The sequence below is a fragment of the Desulfobulbus sp. genome, from assembly GCF_030824455.1.
In the GTDB taxonomy this organism is placed as follows: Bacteria; Desulfobacterota; Desulfobulbia; order Desulfobulbales; family Desulfobulbaceae; genus Desulfobulbus.
On the sequence record NZ_JAVBXR010000022.1, the window covers coordinates 16,668 to 34,963 of the forward strand.

15 protein-coding genes are annotated in these 18,296 nt (G+C 54.6%); 14 read left to right on the forward strand and 1 reads right to left on the reverse strand.

Features of this window, described 5'->3' with window-relative positions; genetic code table 11:
• The 14 genes from RCH93_RS03670 (at position 1) to RCH93_RS03735 (ending at position 14,572) form a co-directional block, all read left to right on the forward strand.
• Positions 1-933, forward strand: coding sequence for a hypothetical protein (locus RCH93_RS03670; RefSeq protein ID WP_306546961.1), 933 nt, complete (start codon positions 1-3; stop codon positions 931-933).
• Positions 926-3,619, forward strand: coding sequence for a toprim domain-containing protein (locus RCH93_RS03675; protein ID WP_306546962.1), 2,694 nt, complete (start codon positions 926-928; stop codon positions 3,617-3,619). The genes RCH93_RS03670 and RCH93_RS03675 overlap by 8 nt, the downstream gene beginning before the upstream one ends.
• Before the next feature lie 358 nt (positions 3,620-3,977).
• Positions 3,978-4,775, forward strand: coding sequence for a hypothetical protein (locus RCH93_RS03680; protein WP_306546963.1), 798 nt, complete (start codon positions 3,978-3,980; stop codon positions 4,773-4,775).
• Entirely contained in the window at positions 4,772-5,620 is an 849-nt protein-coding gene (locus RCH93_RS03685) for a hypothetical protein (RefSeq protein WP_306546964.1), read from the forward strand. The genes RCH93_RS03680 and RCH93_RS03685 overlap by 4 nt, the downstream gene beginning before the upstream one ends.
• A gap of 322 nt (positions 5,621-5,942) precedes the next feature.
• Positions 5,943-6,332 carry a hypothetical protein gene (locus RCH93_RS03690; RefSeq protein ID WP_306546965.1) on the forward strand — a complete coding sequence of 130 codons (390 nt, stop codon included), beginning with the start codon at positions 5,943-5,945 and terminating at the stop codon, positions 6,330-6,332.
• A gap of 108 nt (positions 6,333-6,440) precedes the next feature.
• Positions 6,441-6,788 (forward strand): hypothetical protein, encoded by a 348-nt coding sequence (locus RCH93_RS03695; RefSeq protein ID WP_306546966.1) that lies wholly within the window; start codon positions 6,441-6,443, stop codon positions 6,786-6,788.
• Positions 6,789-6,875: 87 nt separating this feature from the next.
• On the forward strand, positions 6,876-9,311 hold the full coding sequence (locus RCH93_RS03700; RefSeq protein WP_306546967.1) for a tape measure protein: 2,436 nt from the start codon (positions 6,876-6,878) through the stop codon (positions 9,309-9,311).
• 25 nt (positions 9,312-9,336) lie between these two features.
• A complete protein-coding gene (locus RCH93_RS03705) occupies positions 9,337-9,963 on the forward strand; it encodes a hypothetical protein (protein ID WP_306546968.1) in 627 nt (208 codons plus the stop codon).
• A 300-nt stretch (positions 9,964-10,263) separates the two neighbouring features.
• Positions 10,264-10,596 (forward strand): hypothetical protein, encoded by a 333-nt coding sequence (locus RCH93_RS03710; RefSeq protein ID WP_306546969.1) that lies wholly within the window; start codon positions 10,264-10,266, stop codon positions 10,594-10,596.
• Positions 10,597-10,694: 98 nt separating this feature from the next.
• Positions 10,695-10,982, forward strand: coding sequence for a hypothetical protein (locus RCH93_RS03715; RefSeq protein WP_306546970.1), 288 nt, complete (start codon positions 10,695-10,697; stop codon positions 10,980-10,982).
• Entirely contained in the window at positions 10,979-11,671 is a 693-nt protein-coding gene (locus RCH93_RS03720) for a hypothetical protein (RefSeq protein WP_306546971.1), read from the forward strand. The genes RCH93_RS03715 and RCH93_RS03720 overlap by 4 nt, the downstream gene beginning before the upstream one ends.
• A complete protein-coding gene (locus RCH93_RS03725) occupies positions 11,668-12,063 on the forward strand; it encodes a hypothetical protein (protein ID WP_306546972.1) in 396 nt (131 codons plus the stop codon). The genes RCH93_RS03720 and RCH93_RS03725 overlap by 4 nt, the downstream gene beginning before the upstream one ends.
• A complete protein-coding gene (locus tag RCH93_RS03730; RefSeq protein ID WP_306546973.1) occupies positions 12,060-12,386 on the forward strand; it encodes a hypothetical protein in 327 nt (108 codons plus the stop codon). Before RCH93_RS03725 ends, RCH93_RS03730 begins: the two co-directional genes overlap by 4 nt.
• Positions 12,383-14,572, forward strand: a complete 2,190-nt coding sequence (locus RCH93_RS03735) for a DUF3631 domain-containing protein (RefSeq protein ID WP_306546974.1) — start codon at positions 12,383-12,385, stop codon at positions 14,570-14,572. Before RCH93_RS03730 ends, RCH93_RS03735 begins: the two co-directional genes overlap by 4 nt.
• 1,359 nt (positions 14,573-15,931) lie before the next feature.
• Here the strand turns inward: RCH93_RS03735 and RCH93_RS03740 are convergent.
• Positions 15,932-17,074, reverse strand: a complete 1,143-nt coding sequence (locus tag RCH93_RS03740) for a Fic family protein (RefSeq protein ID WP_306546975.1) — start codon at positions 17,072-17,074, stop codon at positions 15,932-15,934.
• Positions 17,075-18,296 lie beyond the last annotated feature (1,222 nt).

Sequence of the window (18,296 nt, forward strand, 5' to 3'; positions counted from 1 at the left end):
GTGAACAAGGGCCATCTCTCAGCCGCCGACATCAAGGCAACCCACAAACAGGTTGCGACTATACTCACAGCCACCCTTTCCGATTTGGCCGAAGTGGCCCGCCGATTACGCGTCATCGGCGGCGAATTGCCTCAGGACACCCTTGCCGCCGCAGGCGCGTTGACAGATGCGGCAATTGGCCTGCACGTGGCACTCGAAGCCCATGTAAAGGATCGTTATCCTGGGGAAGACTGGGTCAAGGTATACGATATCCAGCTGCTTGATTTCCAGGAGATTGAACCACTTGAGGGGGGGGGCGCAATGATGACACCGCCGCCGCCCACTTCCTTCATGTCGCCTGACGAACATGCCGCCATCGGTTGCGCTCTCTTCATCGCCCGCAACCAACTTATCGCCCCCATCGGGCCTGCAATTTTTGCGATACGGCCAGCGAAACTGAAAAAGCAGGTCCTGCGCCGACGCGAGGCGCTGATCCATGCCCTTGAAGATCTCCGGGCCTTCCTGGAAGAAGGCCCGGCCCGCCGTGCTGTGGGGCCTTGCCGTGCATTCGATCTATACTACCGGCCGGTGGTGGCTGAGGAAGATTTGAAAACATTACGCTGTCCAGGCGGAGGGCACCTTGCGGAGGTGTTGCGCCAGGGCATCAAAGAAAAGATATGTGGCGGTGGTCGCTTCACTGTCGGCGACTCTATCGCTATCTCCTCATTTGTCGAAACCGCGATAATCGGCAAACTTGAAATCCCCCTGATGCTGCTCGCCGCCAGAATGACAAACCGAAACAAAAAGGAAAAGTTTCTGTCTCTTTGCGCTGCGTTGACCGCCAGCCGCACGGCGTTCACCTTGCTGCTCATAACGACCATTCTGCCCGACCTATCTGGCGACGACTACAGGGCGGTAGCTCTAACCCCTTTCAGGAGAGGTGGGTGTGCATAAGCGTTTTGATACATCGGTTCTGAATCTGGAATTATCCGACCTCCGCCGCGCAGCAATTGAAAATAACTGTGTAACCCCAAGCACAAAGACCAAGGGTGATTTCCTGATAAACCTCCGCTGCCCATTATGTGGACAGCATAAAGCGAGCTGCCACGCGGCAAACCCAGGGCGATTGTACTGCTGGAGCGGCTCATGCACTGCATCAAAAGGCAATGGCGGCGTGGGTGTTGATGAATTGTTCGGGATCAGTATTGATTTTGAAAAAAGTTGCCCACCAAACGCAGTCGATGAAAATGCACCGGTGACCGCTTATCTCACGCAACAACGTGGACTCTCTCAAGATATAATCAGCGGCCTAGACTGTTTCTATTGTCCCTCAATCCGGGGGAGCGGAAAAGGCGGTGTCCTGCTGCGCGTCGGGGTCGACTCCAAAGGGAAGAGCGTGCTCAACGGTAGATTTTTCGTAAACCCACCAGATGGCAAAAAAGGGCACACAGAAGGTCACATCGGGGAGTTCATTCATGTCGGCAAAGAAGTGGATTTCAGCGCCGAGGTTGTGGTTGTCGAGGGCTGGATTTCCGAGATGTCTTTCTGGGACATTGGGGTCCAAAGCGTTGCCGTATTCTCCTCGGTTGCCAGCCCTGAATCAAGACGAGACTTTTTTGAGCAATGCGAACGCCTAACGCTCTGTTTTGACAACGACCGAAGCGGCGCCGGCCAAGAGGCAATGCGTCGATGGTTGCGCGCCTACCCGAAGGCTACGCCGATACTCCTGCCGCAAGGAGTTGATGCCAACAACCTGCTTGTTCGATATGGCAAAGAGAAAGGAGCAGAGGTATTCCGCAAAAACAGGCCGCAATATGAGTTCACCGCCCAACTCGCCTTAACCGAGTCTCCGCAGGCTTACGCCGAGCTGTGGTTGTCCTTCCATGGCGCAGCTCCTGGTCTATTCCAGTTCAAAAACGCGACCCATTTTAGCCAGCAAAAAGTCCCGCGAGGATCGAACCAGGCCCCATATCTGGAGGTAACAAAAATTCTCCAGGGCGCCATTGAGGTTGTCGCTTTTCATCGAGACCAAACAACCGATGACACGCAGTATCACTTGAAATTTACCCCTGAGAACCGGCAACGGAAACCTATCACCGCGACCGCCAGCGGAAGCAACCTGAGCAAGGCCGCAAACCTCAACGAGTGGCTGTTGAGCAAGATGGTCACTTTCTTCTCAGGCGATCACAACGCAGCCAGGGCCATTCAAGATAGGATCGTCAACGCAAAAGCTCCGCTTATCACGATCCTACCAGTGCTTGGTTATCAGCAAAATATCGATAGTTACGTTTTCGCATCATGGGGCGTCGACCCTTCAGGAAAAGCGATGGTTCCTGACCAGTATGGACATTTCCCAGCGGCGCCTGGATCCACTGGCCAGTTTGTCAAACCGCCGGCTCACGCAGAGCAGAAGAATATAAATCCCATCGACATCGACCATAAGCAAGCGAGAGAAATTCTGGCCTTAATCGGCAAAGGTTGGGGACCGCGAGGGCTCCTTTCCATCGGGTGGTTTGTCGGATCCCTGTTCGTCTCGCAGATAAAGGACCATTTGAATTTTTACCCCCACATGAGTTTTGCAGGCGATCCGGCTGCGGGCAAATCGAGCTTGCTGGTTTTGCTCCAATGCCTGCAAGGGCGATCTGGGGAGGGAATACCCGTCGGCTCGCTCAACAGCAAAAAAGGTCTGGCGAGATCAATTGGAGGCGTAAGCAATCTCTTTTCGGCGATGATCGAGGACAACTCCAGGGATAGCAGGAATTTTGACTACGGTCTCATTTTATCTGGATACAACACCTCAAGCCTCAGCGTCAACGCGGCCTTTTCCAACGATCAACGTGTGCGAGAGACTCCATTTTTAGGGACGTTGCTCTTCTCAAGCAACATCGAACCCTTCCAGGGCCGCGCAGAGAAGATGCGGATAATATCGCTCTTTTTTCGTAATGAGGATTTGACCTCAGAAACCCGCTTGGCATACGACCGCTTGATGCAAATCGACAAGCATATTGTCGCCGGATTTATCAAGGCGATCCTGACCAACCGGAAATTTTTCGAATCCCAATGGAAAGAGGAATACGAGGCCACCAAGAACAACATGGCGGCAAGTATAGCTGAGCACCGCATCCTTTGTAATCACGCAATTTGCTATGCTTTTTACGTCCTCACCTGCCGTTGTTTTGAGATGCAAGCAGCCCAAGAAGTCCAATCGTTCGCAATAGAAATAGGTCGGAAAAAATGTATCTCGTCGGCACTGCGTACCGCTGAAGCCAGCGACCATTTTTTTGAGATGCTCAATCACATCCAGGTGCCCAAGGATGAAAATGACCTGAAAGACGAGAATGGACGCGACAAGCACACCTCCGCTTATTTTGCCGATGAGAAGCGCGGTCTCTTACTTATCAACCTCACCTCGTGCGAGCGTGCATTAAGAGACCGTAGTTTCAACATCCAAATTAACAATTCTCTCCTGGAGTCACTCCAGCACCATCCCGCCTACATCGGGAATTCAATTCGATTCCGATTCCCTTGGGACCGTGACCGCGACGCCTCAGGGCGACCAAAGCAACGCCGCGTATGGGCGTTTAACCTCGGATGGTTCCAGGAAAACGCACGGGACGTCATGGACATCATCAATCAATGAAAGAGGCGAGCAGGCAAATTCCCCGCAAATTGGTGACAGGTGGTGACACTGTGGTGACACCTCAAACATAACATAACTATATGAAATTATTATATTGTGACAGTGGTGACAGTGGTGACACCGTTTTTCAAGGGTTAGATATTGAAAACACGAAAAGGGCTGTACACGCCACACGTGAGAAAAAAATAGTGTCACCACTGTCACCATCAACCTTATATTTATAAATAATATAATAATATTAATATATTATATAAATTTCAGTGGTGACAACAGGGGTTAAAATGGTGACAACAAGCCTTAATTTGGTGACAACAAGCCTTAATTTGGTGACAGCAAGCCCTTGTTTGGTGACAGCAGAATGGGATTTTTAGACGACATTGACGAAAGCAGCGGCCGGAGTGACACTGTCCAGCATCCTGGCCCCGCCGCCGACGAGCAGCTGGTCAGCCCCAGACCACAGGCCCAACTCCTGCCGCAACGGCCCGCCGGCGGCGACACGGCAGTGAAGGAATTGGCTGCAGATCATGTTGAAAAATCGGAACAGACGGCCACTGAGAGCGGCCCGGATATCTGGCGTCCCTCGCCGGCAGCGCTCGAGGAACGCCGGCGGATTCTGAACCGCAAACCGGAGCGCCTTTCTTTCCTGGCTCCCTGCCCGGTCTGCCACGGTCGGGCCTTCCTGAACATCGACGGCGGGGGTTTTGTCTGCCTGACCTGCACGCCCGGCCTTTTCGGCTATCCGGTGGAAGCGGCCGGCCCGGATCGGCCGCCGGTAGAGGATAAAGATATCGACTTGCGTCTGGCCAGCGACCACCACGACACAGCAGCCGCGCCGCAGCCTGTGGGATGCGAACCAACAGAGGATCAGCGGGCGCACTTCGCGGCCGCCTGGCCCTGGGTCAAAGAGAACAAAGCCGCATTGTTGGCGGCGGGGTGGACCATGGCCGCCCTGGTGCGTCGCGCGAAATTCCGTTGGCCTTACGGCCCCTGGGGAGTGGCTTGGTTGCCGGTGTGGAGCAAGCCGGGGGTTGTTGTGACTATCGGTAGGCGCGGTGCAATCAGCTTCACATTTCCATCGTCGGCGCGGACGATCACGCAGATATCGCAGCCGCCGCAGCGCAGCAAAAAACACTCAACCAAGGAGGCAAGGAAGTGATCACCCTGGACATCAAAGGCATCAAAGAATTGGACAAGCTTTTAAAATCAATGCCCGGAAAGGCGGACCGCGCGGCAAGGGCATCTTTGACAAAGACCGGCAAAGCCATCAAGGAAGAGGTGATTGCAGAGATGAAGCGCGTTTTTGATAAACCGACCCGCTTCACCCTCAACAGCCTTCAACTCGACCCTGCCACCAAAGGGAAGCCCGAGGCCAGAGTCTGGTTTAAGCAACCGGCCCGGATGCAACAGCACTACCTTGTCCCACAGGTTGAGGGCGGCGGGCGAAAGCTCAAGGGTTTTGAGCGAGGTGTCGGCATGGGGCGGCTCATCCCTGGACAATTCGCCCGCATGACACCTGAGGGGAACGTCTCCCCTGGTCAGCTCCGGCAAATCATGTCCGTCCTGGGAAAAGCGGAGACATCAGCTGGCTTCTCCGCGAACCTCACCGCACGTTCGGCGCGGCGGAACATGAGCGCCCGCGATTACGTGATCATTCGCCGGCGGAACGGCCGCCTGCTGCCCGGTATCCACCAACGATTTCAAACCAAGGCCGGTTTTGGGGCAAAGACCAAGCGGACCATTGCCAGGTTCGGGACCTGGCAAAAAGGCAACCGCAAGGTGGCTGTGCGCGACCCCAAGACTGGCAGGATTCTCCGATGGGTCTCCCCGGCATCCCGGATTCAATCGATTGTCCGCGCCAAGGGCCTGCGGCCCGTCATGTTGCAGGGGAAAAATGGTCCGATTAAACCATTGCTGCCTTTCTACGATATTGCCCGACGGGTGTTCAACGAGAAGTTCATCCCCACGTTCCACGCCACCTTCGAAACATTCCTCAAATCATGAGCGTAGAACCAGTGAAAATAAACGGCGCGGCAAAAAACAACGCATTCTGCACAAGCAAATCAAGGTGCAGCACTTTTGTTTCACCACCACATGCTGTGTTTATGTTCCGTTTTTCCGACCAAAATAACATATTCCCCGTGCGCGTTGGTCGGGGTGCGAAATACCCGTGAGTGGGCAAACCGTCAGAGGGACCCGCGCCGCCCACCTTTTTTCTTTCCGCCAGCCCTGAACAGGTCGACCTGAGGGGGGCGGGGTTAACAGGAAAAGGCATGACGAACGCTTTATTGGATCAGTTTACCAGCAAAGGTCAAGAGGATCAGACATGAGCAAGAAGAACACGCACACCGCATTGAGCGAGGGCAAGGGCAAGCAACCCCGGTTCAACGCGGCTATCACCGAGGAAGAACTCAAACTGGCGCTTGCCGGTTGTGAGACGTGGGACAGCGCCCGGCCTGTCGTCTTGGATCTCCTGGCCAAGAAGAGCGGCGAACTCTTTCAGATATACCAAGGGGACGCGGATGCAGCCGGAAAGGAGTGGATTGACACCATGAACCTTTTGACCAAATACCGCGCCCATCTCTTTCAATGCCTTCACATGTGCTCTTGTGCAATGGAGCGGATGGCCATCATAGGGGAGCACCTCGCTCAGGGCATGGAGCAAGTGGAGCAACCTAAACCCGTCGTCCGCATTCACCGGGAAACAATGCATTGAAGCAATCACACCGGGCGGAGCAGTCGCCGACCGGCACACCAACACCTGCCAGGCAAGGACGCCGGGCGGGAACACCAACCAGGGCAACAAGCCCAGAGGCACACAATCATGCAAGACAGCGTCACAACCACATTCCAAGACCAATCCATCACCGTGAAAGAGTTGACCGTGAAGCAGGTGCGGGAACTTTTCGAACGCCTCAAGAACGAACCGTCACTCTTCATTGACGATCTGATTGACCAACCGGTCCCTGCTTTGGCGATCAGCGAATCCACGGGAATCTCGCTTGAACAGCTCGACGCCGCTAAGCCATCGGAGGTGGTGGCCCTATGTGGCGAGGTGGTGAAAGTAAACCCTTCCTTGGCCTCGATGATAAGCCGACGCATCGAGGCTGCCGAACGGCTGGAGCAGGCCATTCTTTCCGCAAAGAGCTTGACCGCGCCATCTGTATCATGATTGCCGTCGGCCACACCAGGGTCTGGGAATATGGATTTTCGTTTTTTCTCACAGCTCTGAAAGAGACACCCGTACGAGGTTAACCACATGGCCACACAATCTAAAATTGAAGCCATTCTTTCCCTGAAAGACACCAACATGTCATCGGGAATCGGCAAGGCGACCAAAGGACTCCAGGGATTGCAAAAGGAGGCTGAAACCCTGAAGGTCAAGCTATCTGGCCTATCGGCAATGAAGTTGGCCATTGGCGGATTAGCTGCCGGAGGGGCAGTCGCTGGCGCCGCTTACTACGCCAATGAGGTGAGGAAGATAGCGGATGAATACACCAACCTCAACTCTCGCTTGAAGCTGGTCACCGACGGCGAGCAGGATCTGACCATGGTGCGCGAACGCCTTTATCAGATCAGCCAGGAGACCGGGACCGAGTATGCCGGCAACGCCGACAGCTACGCCAAGCTGTCCAGGGCGGTGAAAGACCTTGGAGGTACCAGCAGTGATACATTGCAGATTGTGGAGATGGTAAACAAGTCGTTGACTATCAATGGCTCCACAACCGCCATGTCATCGGCCTTTATGCTGCAGTTTGCCCAGGCGATGGGTAGCGGCGTACTGCAAGGAGATGAATTCCGCTCCATGCTGGAGAACAACGGCTTCTTTGCCTCAGAACTCGCCAAGGCTCTCAACACCAATATTGCCGGCCTCCGCGACATGTCAAAAAATGGTGAGTTGACCGCCGACAAACTGCGAGCCGCCTTCCCGAAAATGTCCCAAGCCATCAACTCCGAATTCAGCAAGATTTCCCCGACAGTCGAACGGGCCATGATCGTGCTGGAAAACAGCTTCAAGCGCATCGTCGATGAATCGAACAGAGCCAGCGGCGGTACAGGATCCATATCTCAATCCATCATCAACCTTGCACAAACCATTGACCGCAACCGGGATGGAATCATTTCCCTGTTCACAAAAATGATTGACCTGGGCGCATGGAGCACCAAGCAGGTGGCTGGCGTCGGTACAGAGCTTGAGGTTCTTGGCCAAGTGGCCAAGGGTAATCTTGGTTTCTTCGACTACATCAAAATGACCAGCGTTGAAGAAATGCATGAATGGTTGAAGAAAAACGTGCAGGTCCTCAACGAGACCGGCCCGGCGGCTCAAAAGGCTGGAGCCGAAATATCCAATTCAGCCAAGCGGGCTGGCGCCGCCCAAAAACAGGCGACCGGTGAAGCCCTCAAGGAGATGAAGAAGCAGTACCAGGACTACGCCAAAGAGATTCGCCAGCTGCAGGATGATATCTCTGGGCGTGAAAAATCACTCGCCGCCGAACTTCGCGATATGGCCCGATCCGGCATGTCCGACTATTCCGCGTGGCAGGATCAGAAAAAAGAGGCTCAGGAGTACGAAACGGCCGCCAAAAAGGCAGCAAAAGAGGCGGCAGCGGCCATGAACGCGGGGGACAACATCACCGCCGGGGCGAAATGGAAGGAAGCGGTTGGTTACGCCGATCAGGCCAAGCAATCGTACAGTCACCTCAACCAGGAGGTGACAAACGGCGACACTGTCTTGATATCCAAGCAACAAGCCTTAAAAACCGCCATGGACGGGGTTAAATCCGCTGGCGAACTCTCAATTTCCATCGTCAAACAGCAGCAGGCCGCCACCGCTGGGGCTATGAATTCGCTGACCGAGCAATCCGGATATGCCAACTTAGCCGACGGCATGACCAAGGCCGAGCAACAGTGGCTTGCCAGTTGGGAGAACATGAAGAACGCCGCCGGCGAGAAGATCAACCTGGTGAAGCAGCAAATCGATTCCATGGGCGCCAATGCCGAGCAGGTGAAAGAGAAGATGAAGGCCGCCTTTGCCGACGTCTTTCAGCCACCGGAAGACGGCGACTGGGGGAAGGTGTGGGAGGCCATGGAATCGGGGTCAAAATCGTCGGCGGGAACCGTGACCAGCGATTGGGAAAAGGTTTGGGACCAGTTCCTTGCCTCTGGAAGTGAAGACATTGCAACGCTGGAAAAGCAACTCACCGAACTCACCAAAGACAGGCATGTGAAGGTTTACGTGGAATCTGTTCAGCAAAACCGCTGGGGCGGGCTGATCGGCGCTTATCAGACCGGCGGCCAGGTTTCACGTTTTGCCCGTGGCGGCAAGCTGCCAGGATACGGCGGCGGCGACCGGGTGCGGGCGCTGCTGGAGCCGGGCGAATTTGTGGTCCGGAAGGAAGCGGTGGCGCGGTATGGCGTGGGCTATTTGCAAGCGCTCAACTCCATGCGGCTCAACGACATCAGCACGGTCAAGGCCAGGATCGGCGGCTTGATTGCCGGGGCCAACAGTGCTGCATATCAGCGGTTCCAACAAGGCGGTCTGGCAACCGCCAAGGCTCCGGCTGAAACGGTCAACCTTAACCTGACCCTGCCGGGAAGCACTCAGGCCCACCCGATGGTGATCGGAAAGGAACATATCCCGCAGCTTCTCAGGGCTGTCGACGCTTACAACAGACGGCGAAGCAGCAACAGATAATCTCCATTCAAAAAAAGAGGATCACATGAACGATCAGGAAATAACCAAACAGGTTGACGAAGAAACCAGCTACATCCCACTCAAGGATCTTGAAACTTTGCCGGATGCAATTTTGGCGCAACTCTACACAATGGGCGGCCAGCTGCCGGGGTATGGCGGGGGGGACAAGGTGCTTGTGCTCCTGGAGCCTGGCGAGTTCGTCATACGCAAGGAGTCCGCCGCCCACTATGGGGAATCCTTCCTGCATGCGCTCAACGATATGCGCCTTGATGCCAGCAGCATCAATACTGAGCATGCACACGCCGACGGTCCCGGTGAAACGGTGTTTTTCGATTTCAGGCCACCAGCAGGAATCCCTGCGGAACAGGCACGCGATCACCTGGAACAGATCGAAGACAACAACGAGGCCATCAGCGCAATCACCATGGCCCTGAGCACCATCTCATTGTTGACGATGAAACCACGGTGCGAAACCTGTGGCCAGTGGCACGATATCCTTACCAACGGGAGAAATGTTGGTGGTCTGTACAGCGCCATCCATGCGCTCACAGACCATTCAAACCATCTCACTCATGAGGCCAGGCGCTGCCTTGTTGAACAGCGCAAAGAAGGGGAAACAGCGGGCGACGGGTCTCAACCAATCATTTCTTGACAATTGCCCAACTTCCCGGCAAAGATAAGAACGCAAACGCAAAAAACGTTTGCCGGGTTTGGAAGCCCGAACACCAGGCGGACGCACCGCCACAACTCCCAGTTCGGCGGTTTTTTTGCGCCTTACGTTTGGGTGTAGTGCGTCAAATCATCATAGCTTGCTTTCTCTTTGGGGCGGCTATGTGGGAGGGGGAAACCCCTGCTGGTCCTGGTGCCGGTCTTCCAACCCACATAGTCCGCCCCTTTTTGCGTTTTACCGCGCAACAATGGGCTTAAAATCCCATGACATCAGGAGAACAACATGCAGCGCGCCACCACCACCCGCACCACCACAGCAAAAAAAGCAGTCACTTCCCCCAAAAAACAATCCCCACCTTTGGCCGATGATGGGCAGCACCACAACCCGCCCACCGATGCCGGGCCGCGTCTTCAACCGTTGCCACAAGCCCTGATAGTGGCCAACCAACTGCGCCGCATGGCCAAAGACCTGATCCTGCAGGCAGAAGCACTTGAGGCGTCGGTGCCTAGGCCACAGGCAGAGTGGGCGCCACGAAAGTATTCAATTCTTGGAGAAATAAAGTATCGCCCTGACAGCATTGACAAAATCATCCGGCAACAGCGAGGTGGGCAATGATACCGTATTCAAAACACCCCCCCCACGCCACCGTTCAGGAAATAGGGTTTAGAAATGTTTTCGGAATGTTTATTTGGAGAAATAGTAATGACAACAACATGTCCTCCCGCCACCACCGCCACAACGGCAGCCACCCCCACGCCGCCCTTATGCCTCTTTTGCGGCATCTCCACAGCACCCTCGAAGTGCTTCGCGATTACGCCCTTCATCACTCCGGGGCAGATGACGACCCTATTTACACCCGCATGGTTGACGTTATCGAATCTGTAGCCTCCATGGCGAACCGTTTCTGTGAACATGCCGGTGACCTAGAGTCAAAGCTGGTGGCAGATTTGAAGAAACTCAAAGCGATTGCCCAACGGGTTGACGGCAAGGTGCTGTCATGAGCGCCACCGACCGCACCACCCCGGCCCTTGCTACAGCAGCAGCTAAACGCCGCCGCCAACAATTCGCACCCCAAACCGATGACGGGAGCCATCACGGTTTAACCAAAGCCAGCGACATTGCCGATGCCATAGCCATGGTGGACCGAGGCTTGGAACGTCTCCGCCGGCAGCGCGGTAAAAAGAACGCCGGCAAGAAAGGCAAGGCCAGGATTCCGCAATCGCAAGATATTTCTCTGACCCAAACGCTTGTAATGGCTAAGGCACACTTGGAGGATTATCACCGCCAGGTCATGCAGCGGGCGACCGCCGACAGGAGTACGGCCGAGGGGACTTCATGCATTGACGCTGACAAAATCATGGACGGATTGAGCCCTGTTCACACACTAGCTGGGGAACAATTGCAAGAGCCTTACGAGCCCATCGACAAAGCCAAAGCCGTTGTTCGCATGCTCATGGGCTGCCAGGATGATGCAACCAGTGAATCCAGGCTTTACCCCAATGATGTTGCCTGGGGTCTGCTTCTCCTGTCTGACCTCCTGATTGAAGCAGGAAAACGGGCCGAGGGATACCAGGACCATTGCCATACCCTTTACGAGGAAATCAGCAAACGGATTGCGCCCTATTCTTTGGTAGGCCATGACTGCGGCGAGACGCCCCATAGGGGAACGGCGCAGGAGGTGCAGCAATGAACAGTCATACACCAGCAGCACATGCAGGCCAGGAACAACAAAGGGGGATCATCAGCACCAGCGAACTGTTATCCAACCTCCACCTGGGATTTGTGCACGGTGATCGCGAACCGGAAGAGCCCCTCGACAAACTGAATGCCGTCATTCACCTGATATCAGGTTGCCAGGATCCATCATCCGACAAGTTCATGATTAGCGAGGAACATATAGCGTGGGCGCTTTCGGTAGCGACGGATCTGATCAAGGAAATTCAGATGATAATCAACGAGCATCGAGAACACCTCAGCACGACATGGGGGGAACTGGAACACCGCCTTAACACCTGCCACATACTTCCCCATGACCTCGCAAAATGGCCGCCCATGAAAACGGGACAGGAGGGCCGGCCATGAACGCAATACAGCAGCCAGAAAAACCAACCGTGCTTTCCGCATCTGAACAAAGGGACGTTGAGGCGGCCGCAAACCGAATTCGAGAAATTGGAATATCTGTCGCCACGCTCGGAAAGATCATGTCCGCCATTCAACTGCAGCTCATCTTGGAAGAGGAACCAAGTGCGCCGTGCGGCGACTGCCAGATGCATGAAATCGTTAAGACACCCACCCTCTTTGCGCTGCAAACAGCCATCAAAGAGTTGGGTGGAATTGTCCATACCCTTGGCGATAACATAGAGACCACCATTCATCACGCCCACCAGCGCAAGGGAAGCGCATGATGAATGCTATCGAAACGATAGGCCGCGCCCTGGGCGGCAAGCCAAAACCGGGCGGCGGCTGGATGTGCCGTTGCCCGGCCCATGACGACAAGGAGCCCTCTTTGTCAATCGATCTGGGCGACAACCTGCGGCCGGTGCTGAAATGCTGGGCCGGATGCTCCAATCAGGATGTTATCAGCGCCTTGCGTGCCCGCGGACTCTGGCCCGAGCGTTTGCCGCTGACGGGGCGCGCTCAACCGGCACCAGAGAAACGAACCAAAGAGACAAGCAGCCAGCGGCGGCCGGATCGGGAGGCGGCCGCCGCCGAGGCTGTCCGACGGTGGGAAGCGGCCGGCCCGGCAAATCGTGACCACCCCTATCTTGCCGGCAAGGGCCTCGAAGGCCAAGGGCTCCGTCAGGAGGGCCGCCTGCTGCTGGTTCCAATGTGCGACACGGAGGGCGCGGTTTGCTCCCTCCAGACGATCAGCCAGCAAGGACAGAAGATGTTTTTGAAAGGCGGCGCCGTCTCTGGCCTGCTGTTCCTCCTTGGCGACCCGCCCGAACCAGATTGGCCGATGTGCGTGGCTGAAGGCTGGGCCACCGGCGCGGCGATCCATGCCGCGACCGGCTACCCGGCGGCGGTGGCTTTTTCCGCCACAAATCTGACGCAGGTTGCCGGAATCATCCAAACGAAGCACCCCGGACACCAGATCATTGTCTGCGCCGACGATGACCTCAATCCGGATAAAGAGAACAACACGGGCATCGAGGCGGCCACTGCTGCCGCCATGTCTGCCGGCGGGTTACTGGCCATTCCTGGTATGGGCAAAAAAGCAGATTTTTGGGATCTGTGGCACGAACAAGGCCCTGACGCAGTACGGAAGGCGATTGCAGACGCCAAGCCGGTTGACGATGCAGCAGACTGCACAGACCATAATCCCGAACAAGAGGACCCGGCCGCCATGATTCGTTATCTGGCGGGGCTGTCAGCCCTCGAATACGAGCAGAAACGGCGCGCTGTTGCCGAGGCGTTGGGTGTTCGAGCCTCTGCCCTTGACCGGGCCGTCAAGGAGGCAGGAAAAAGCCAAAATGAAAGCATTCTGCCGTTTGATGAACCAGACCCGTGGCCAGAACCTGTTGAACCGAGCCAACTGTTGACCGACATTGCCGCCACCATCCAGCGGTTCATTATCTGTTCCACCGAGGTCGCCCACGCCGTGGCTCTTTGGTCCGCCATGACCTGGTTCATGGACGTGGTGCAGGTCGCCCCTCTGGCGATCATCACCGCCCCGGAAAAACGGTGCGGTAAGTCGCAGCTGCTGTTTCTGCTGGGGCGGCTTTCCGCCAGATCCATCACGGCAAGCAGCATTTCCCCGGCGGCGCTGTACCGAGCCATCGACGCGTGGCAACCGACCTTGTTGATTGATGAAGCCGACGCCTTCCTGAAAGACAACGAGGAATTGCGCGGGATCATCAACAGCGGCCACACCCGGGATTCAGCGTATGTCATCCGTACCGTTGGCGACAACTTCACCCCCACCAAGTTCAACACCTGGGGCGCAAAGGCTATTGCCGGAATCGGCCATGTTGCCGACACCATCATGGACCGATCAGTTATCCTGGAGCTTCGGCGCAAACTGCCCCATGAAGAGGTGGCCCGGCTCCGCTACGCCGAGGCTGATCTCTTCGGCAACCTGCGGGCAAAGCTCGCCCGGTTCGCCGACGATTACGCCGCCATGGTCCGGCAAACCCGCCCGCCTCTTCCATCGTGCCTGAACGACCGGGCTCAGGACAACTGGGAACCCCTGCTGGCAATCGCCATGGTTGCCGGCGGCCATTGGCTGGAGATCGGAACCAGGGCCGCCATCAAACTGTCCGGCTGCGAGAGCGCGGCGCAAACCATCGGCGGTGAACTGCTGGCCGACATCAAGGAAATCTTTGAGATGAGGGATATAGACAGGATCAGCACGGCTGATCTGATTAGGGCGTTGTGCGATGATGATGAAAAGGCCTGGGCGACCTACAACCGGGGAAATCCCATCTCGCCACGACAGCTGGCCAACAAGCTGAAAGGGTACGGCATTGCCAGCAATACGCTTCGCTTCCGGCATGCAGGCCTCGCCAAGGGGTATGAAAGAGAGCAATTCGAGGAGGCGTTTTCTCGGTACATACCGCCTCAACCTCCAGTTCTATCCGTAACAGCGTAACAAGATCATAAAAACAGAGAAATACGGCGTAACGTCTTCCGTAACGCAACAGATTGTTACCGTAACAAGGGAGGATGGGGCCAACAGCTTGACGACTAAGGCGTTACGGATAAGAACAGTGTTACGGTAACGGTTACGTGTCGAATGTGTTGCAAATTATTGTATTTTCGTTTTTGTTACGCTGTTACGGATAGAGCCACCCTAGACAGGAAAGAACAAGGCGCAGGGGCAATGGAATCGAAGTCCACGATGAAAACAGAGTCGATATAGAATTGGCAAGCTCAAGGGAAGGGCAATGACGACACAACAAAAAATAACGAGGCCGCCAAAAGATCAAGAGGCAAACAAGACGATACAGGGGTTGCCGACAGTCACAGAAGGTCAGATTGTAGCCGCCATGTTGCGCGGCATTGGCAAGCAGCTGATAAAGCTGGCTGAGCGGTTGGAGGCCGAGGCCATGGCTGGAAGGCCCCCAAAGGGGCCAAAGCAGCCCGTCGAAACAACCCGCGAACGGTTAAAACGGTTTGGCGTGCGATGATCACCGTTCCGCCCAAAAGGATAGAGAAATGAAGATTGAGTCAATTGTCAGTAAGGGGCGCTTACACGCACCTGCAGTCACCAGCACAACAAGCACTCACTGCCCCCCTCAAAAAAAAATCAAACCGAAACCGATAGGCAGGCTCTGGTTGCCAGATTATTACCAAAAATGCAAACGCTGATGCGGAGTTCATGGCCGCTTGTGTTTTTAGGGGTGGGGAAAAACATCTAATTTCGTGACCACCAAATAAAAGTAACGTAGTTACTTGATCTATCAGAGCGCCCCACCATCAAAAATGAAAGATACCCTCCGGAACATACTCAAAGGCATCGGCTCCATTCTCGACATCATGCCCCCTTGCCAAAGCCACCGCAAGAGACCTCGCCCCAGGGTTTTGACTCCAGAACAAATTGACGAAGAGGCATGGGCATTCATGAGGGGCACTTTCAAGAGGGAGGCAAAAGAGCCCCGAGCACCTGAACACCATCCCAAAGGTGATCATTCAGAAAACGAAAAATAGAGGCGGCCAATTTGCTTTGCGCAGCGGCAAACAGAGACGAAAGGAAACGTGAATGAATGCCGCCATCAAAAACTTCTATTCGACCAGGGTGAACAAGGGCAACAGATGAGGTATGCACCCACGCCCGCCGCATACCGTTATTTCGTTACTTTGTTATTTCAAAACACTGTTATTTCTTTCTTGGTTTCTTCAGAAGTCGGGCGAAAGCCCGATCCCACAGCCAGCTTGGCGGCAATCCGACACCGAGAGCAACTCTAATTAACTACGGTGTCGTTGGCGACTGTGAAGACAGCTCCTAAATCTATCTCTTTTCGGGGAGATAAGCGAGCAACCTGCTTGTGTTTGTGTGATATTTTCCATCTTTTCTTATGAGTAAATCCATAGCAACCAATTCGTCAAGGTCACGCTTCAGAGTGGCCTGGGCAAGAACGGCGTACTCCTTGCTCGTTTCTGGATTCGCATACGCAATCTCATTCATATCAAACCAACGTGAGAGCGGCGCCGCCAACATCAAACTTCGCTTGCGCTTGAACACGCTTCTTTTTGTGTATTTGAAGTCTGCAAACGTCTCAAAAATATGGTTCCTCCAAAAGATTTTCAACTGGCCATCCTGTATGACTTCAAGGTTCTCCTCTAGCCCATCCCGAAAACCTTGTATTGCGTAAGCGATAAATTTTGTTAGGTCCCTTTCTTTCCTAGCATTATTCAACTGTCGATAATACTCTGTTCTGGTCTGGTTGTAAAAATTCGAAAGAATATGAGAAACCACACTTGGTAGCCCTTTACGCAACAAGATGAAAAATTCAACCAATCGACCGGTTCGCCCATTGCCATCTGCAAAGGGGTGTATCCATTCGATATAGACGTGGGTTACAATCGCCTGGATAACCGCTGTGCTGAAATCTTGTTCGCGTGGATAATGGAAATCGATCAAAAGCCAATCGCAAAGCTTCTGCATTAATTCAGGAACATATCGATGTTCAGGGGCAAGGTAAGGTCCAACTTGCCGGCGGTCCTCACGCCATTTGCCAGGAATTCCGTCAATATGTTCCCCAAGATTTTGCGTAATACGACGATGGAAATCTCTTACCAAATCGGGCGTGATGAGCCATTCCTGCCCTTCCCTTACCACAGCTTTCAAGAGATGGTTGAATGCCTCTATGACGTTAGTGACCTCGATTTGTTGATATTGCCTACTTACAGGCAGCCGATCCCCCTCGTATATCCGCTCAATTTCTTCCTGAGTTAGAGTGTTCCCCTCAATGGCGGTGGTAGCCTGTGCACCTTTGATCAAAGAAAGCTGTAGCAACGTATCCCGATCCTTTGGCCGCAACGGGCTATTTGCGATAATCCTGCTCATCGCCTCGCATTCTCCCAGCTGATACTGAACTTTTGTGCTTATTTCCCAGTGTCTTCTAAATATGAGATGCGGATATCCTTCCATGACAGCCCCCTATTTTCAACAAATATACAAATAACCCATACCATTTGTATATTTGTTTGAAAATAATCTGTCAACAAATTCAGCCGCTATTTTTACGATCAAACGAAACTGCTGAACACGCCCAGGTTCCGAATAACCGGCGCGGCTCGAGGTCGCCCTCCCGATTATAGTTGCGGAGCGGGCGACTCGAGCCAGGAACAAGTTGAATCCCCGGCTGTACTCTATTGCGGGGAAAGGAGTCTTTCCTTTCCGCCGACAGATGTTCCAGCCGTGCGGGCGTCTCGACAGAGAAGATAAAACAGCGCCAGACGACCCAAGGACACGCGCCAATGAAAAAAACGCGACAGCGGCAAAAAACAGGCGTTATTTCGAAGGCAGTTTCATGGCCGACGGCTACAGCTCCTCAACGATCACCCAAAAAATCACATCGAGATAGGAGCAAGCCACCAGCGGCCCGGATGATCCTGCTCTTTGCCGATCATCGACACGCTCCTTGCCGCCACGGACCGGCAACGGTCCACTTGAAGAGCTGACACCGGCAAGGAAGAAGGCGACCGTTCAGCAGCCTGGCCCCTGACCACCAGGAGCACGTCAGCCGCAGCCAGGAGGCAGTGTCGACACCACCACCGAATGGCCGGATTACCGGCACCACCGGCCAGCGTGATCGCTCTCTTTGCAGGTAGTCGACCACGACATGACCAAGCGCAGGGAAGGCAACGACAGCCATCAAAGAAGAAGAGCCACTCTGGGACCGGCCCAACCTGGCCAAGATCACCACCAAGGCATCGAGCCGCCCACAAAAGCACACCGGCGCGCAGCACCATCCACGCCATGCAATTCACCACAGGTCGGCCACCGGCAGCCAGGAGAACAACATCGACACCACCGAGCCAACGCGCCCCAGCCGGACGCGTCGCAAATCCCCAGCCATGATCTTTGCCACCATCCCCCGACCGAGGCCCATGGAAATAGCCGGGTGGCGCTCTCCGAAATCTCTTACATCGCGCAAACAAAGAAGTAAGAAACAACGTTTCTTGCTCTCTTACCGAACACCGTTTTGAGTTACGTGGCGACACAATCGAGGGATACCACCATGACCGTTTCTTCAGACACGCCGTTTCTTCAGACACGCCGTTTCTTCTTTCTTGATTTGTTCGTGATTTTGTTTTGCAGGTGTATGGATTTATTTTTGGGGGTAGTTTTGGGGGTAGATTACTTTTTT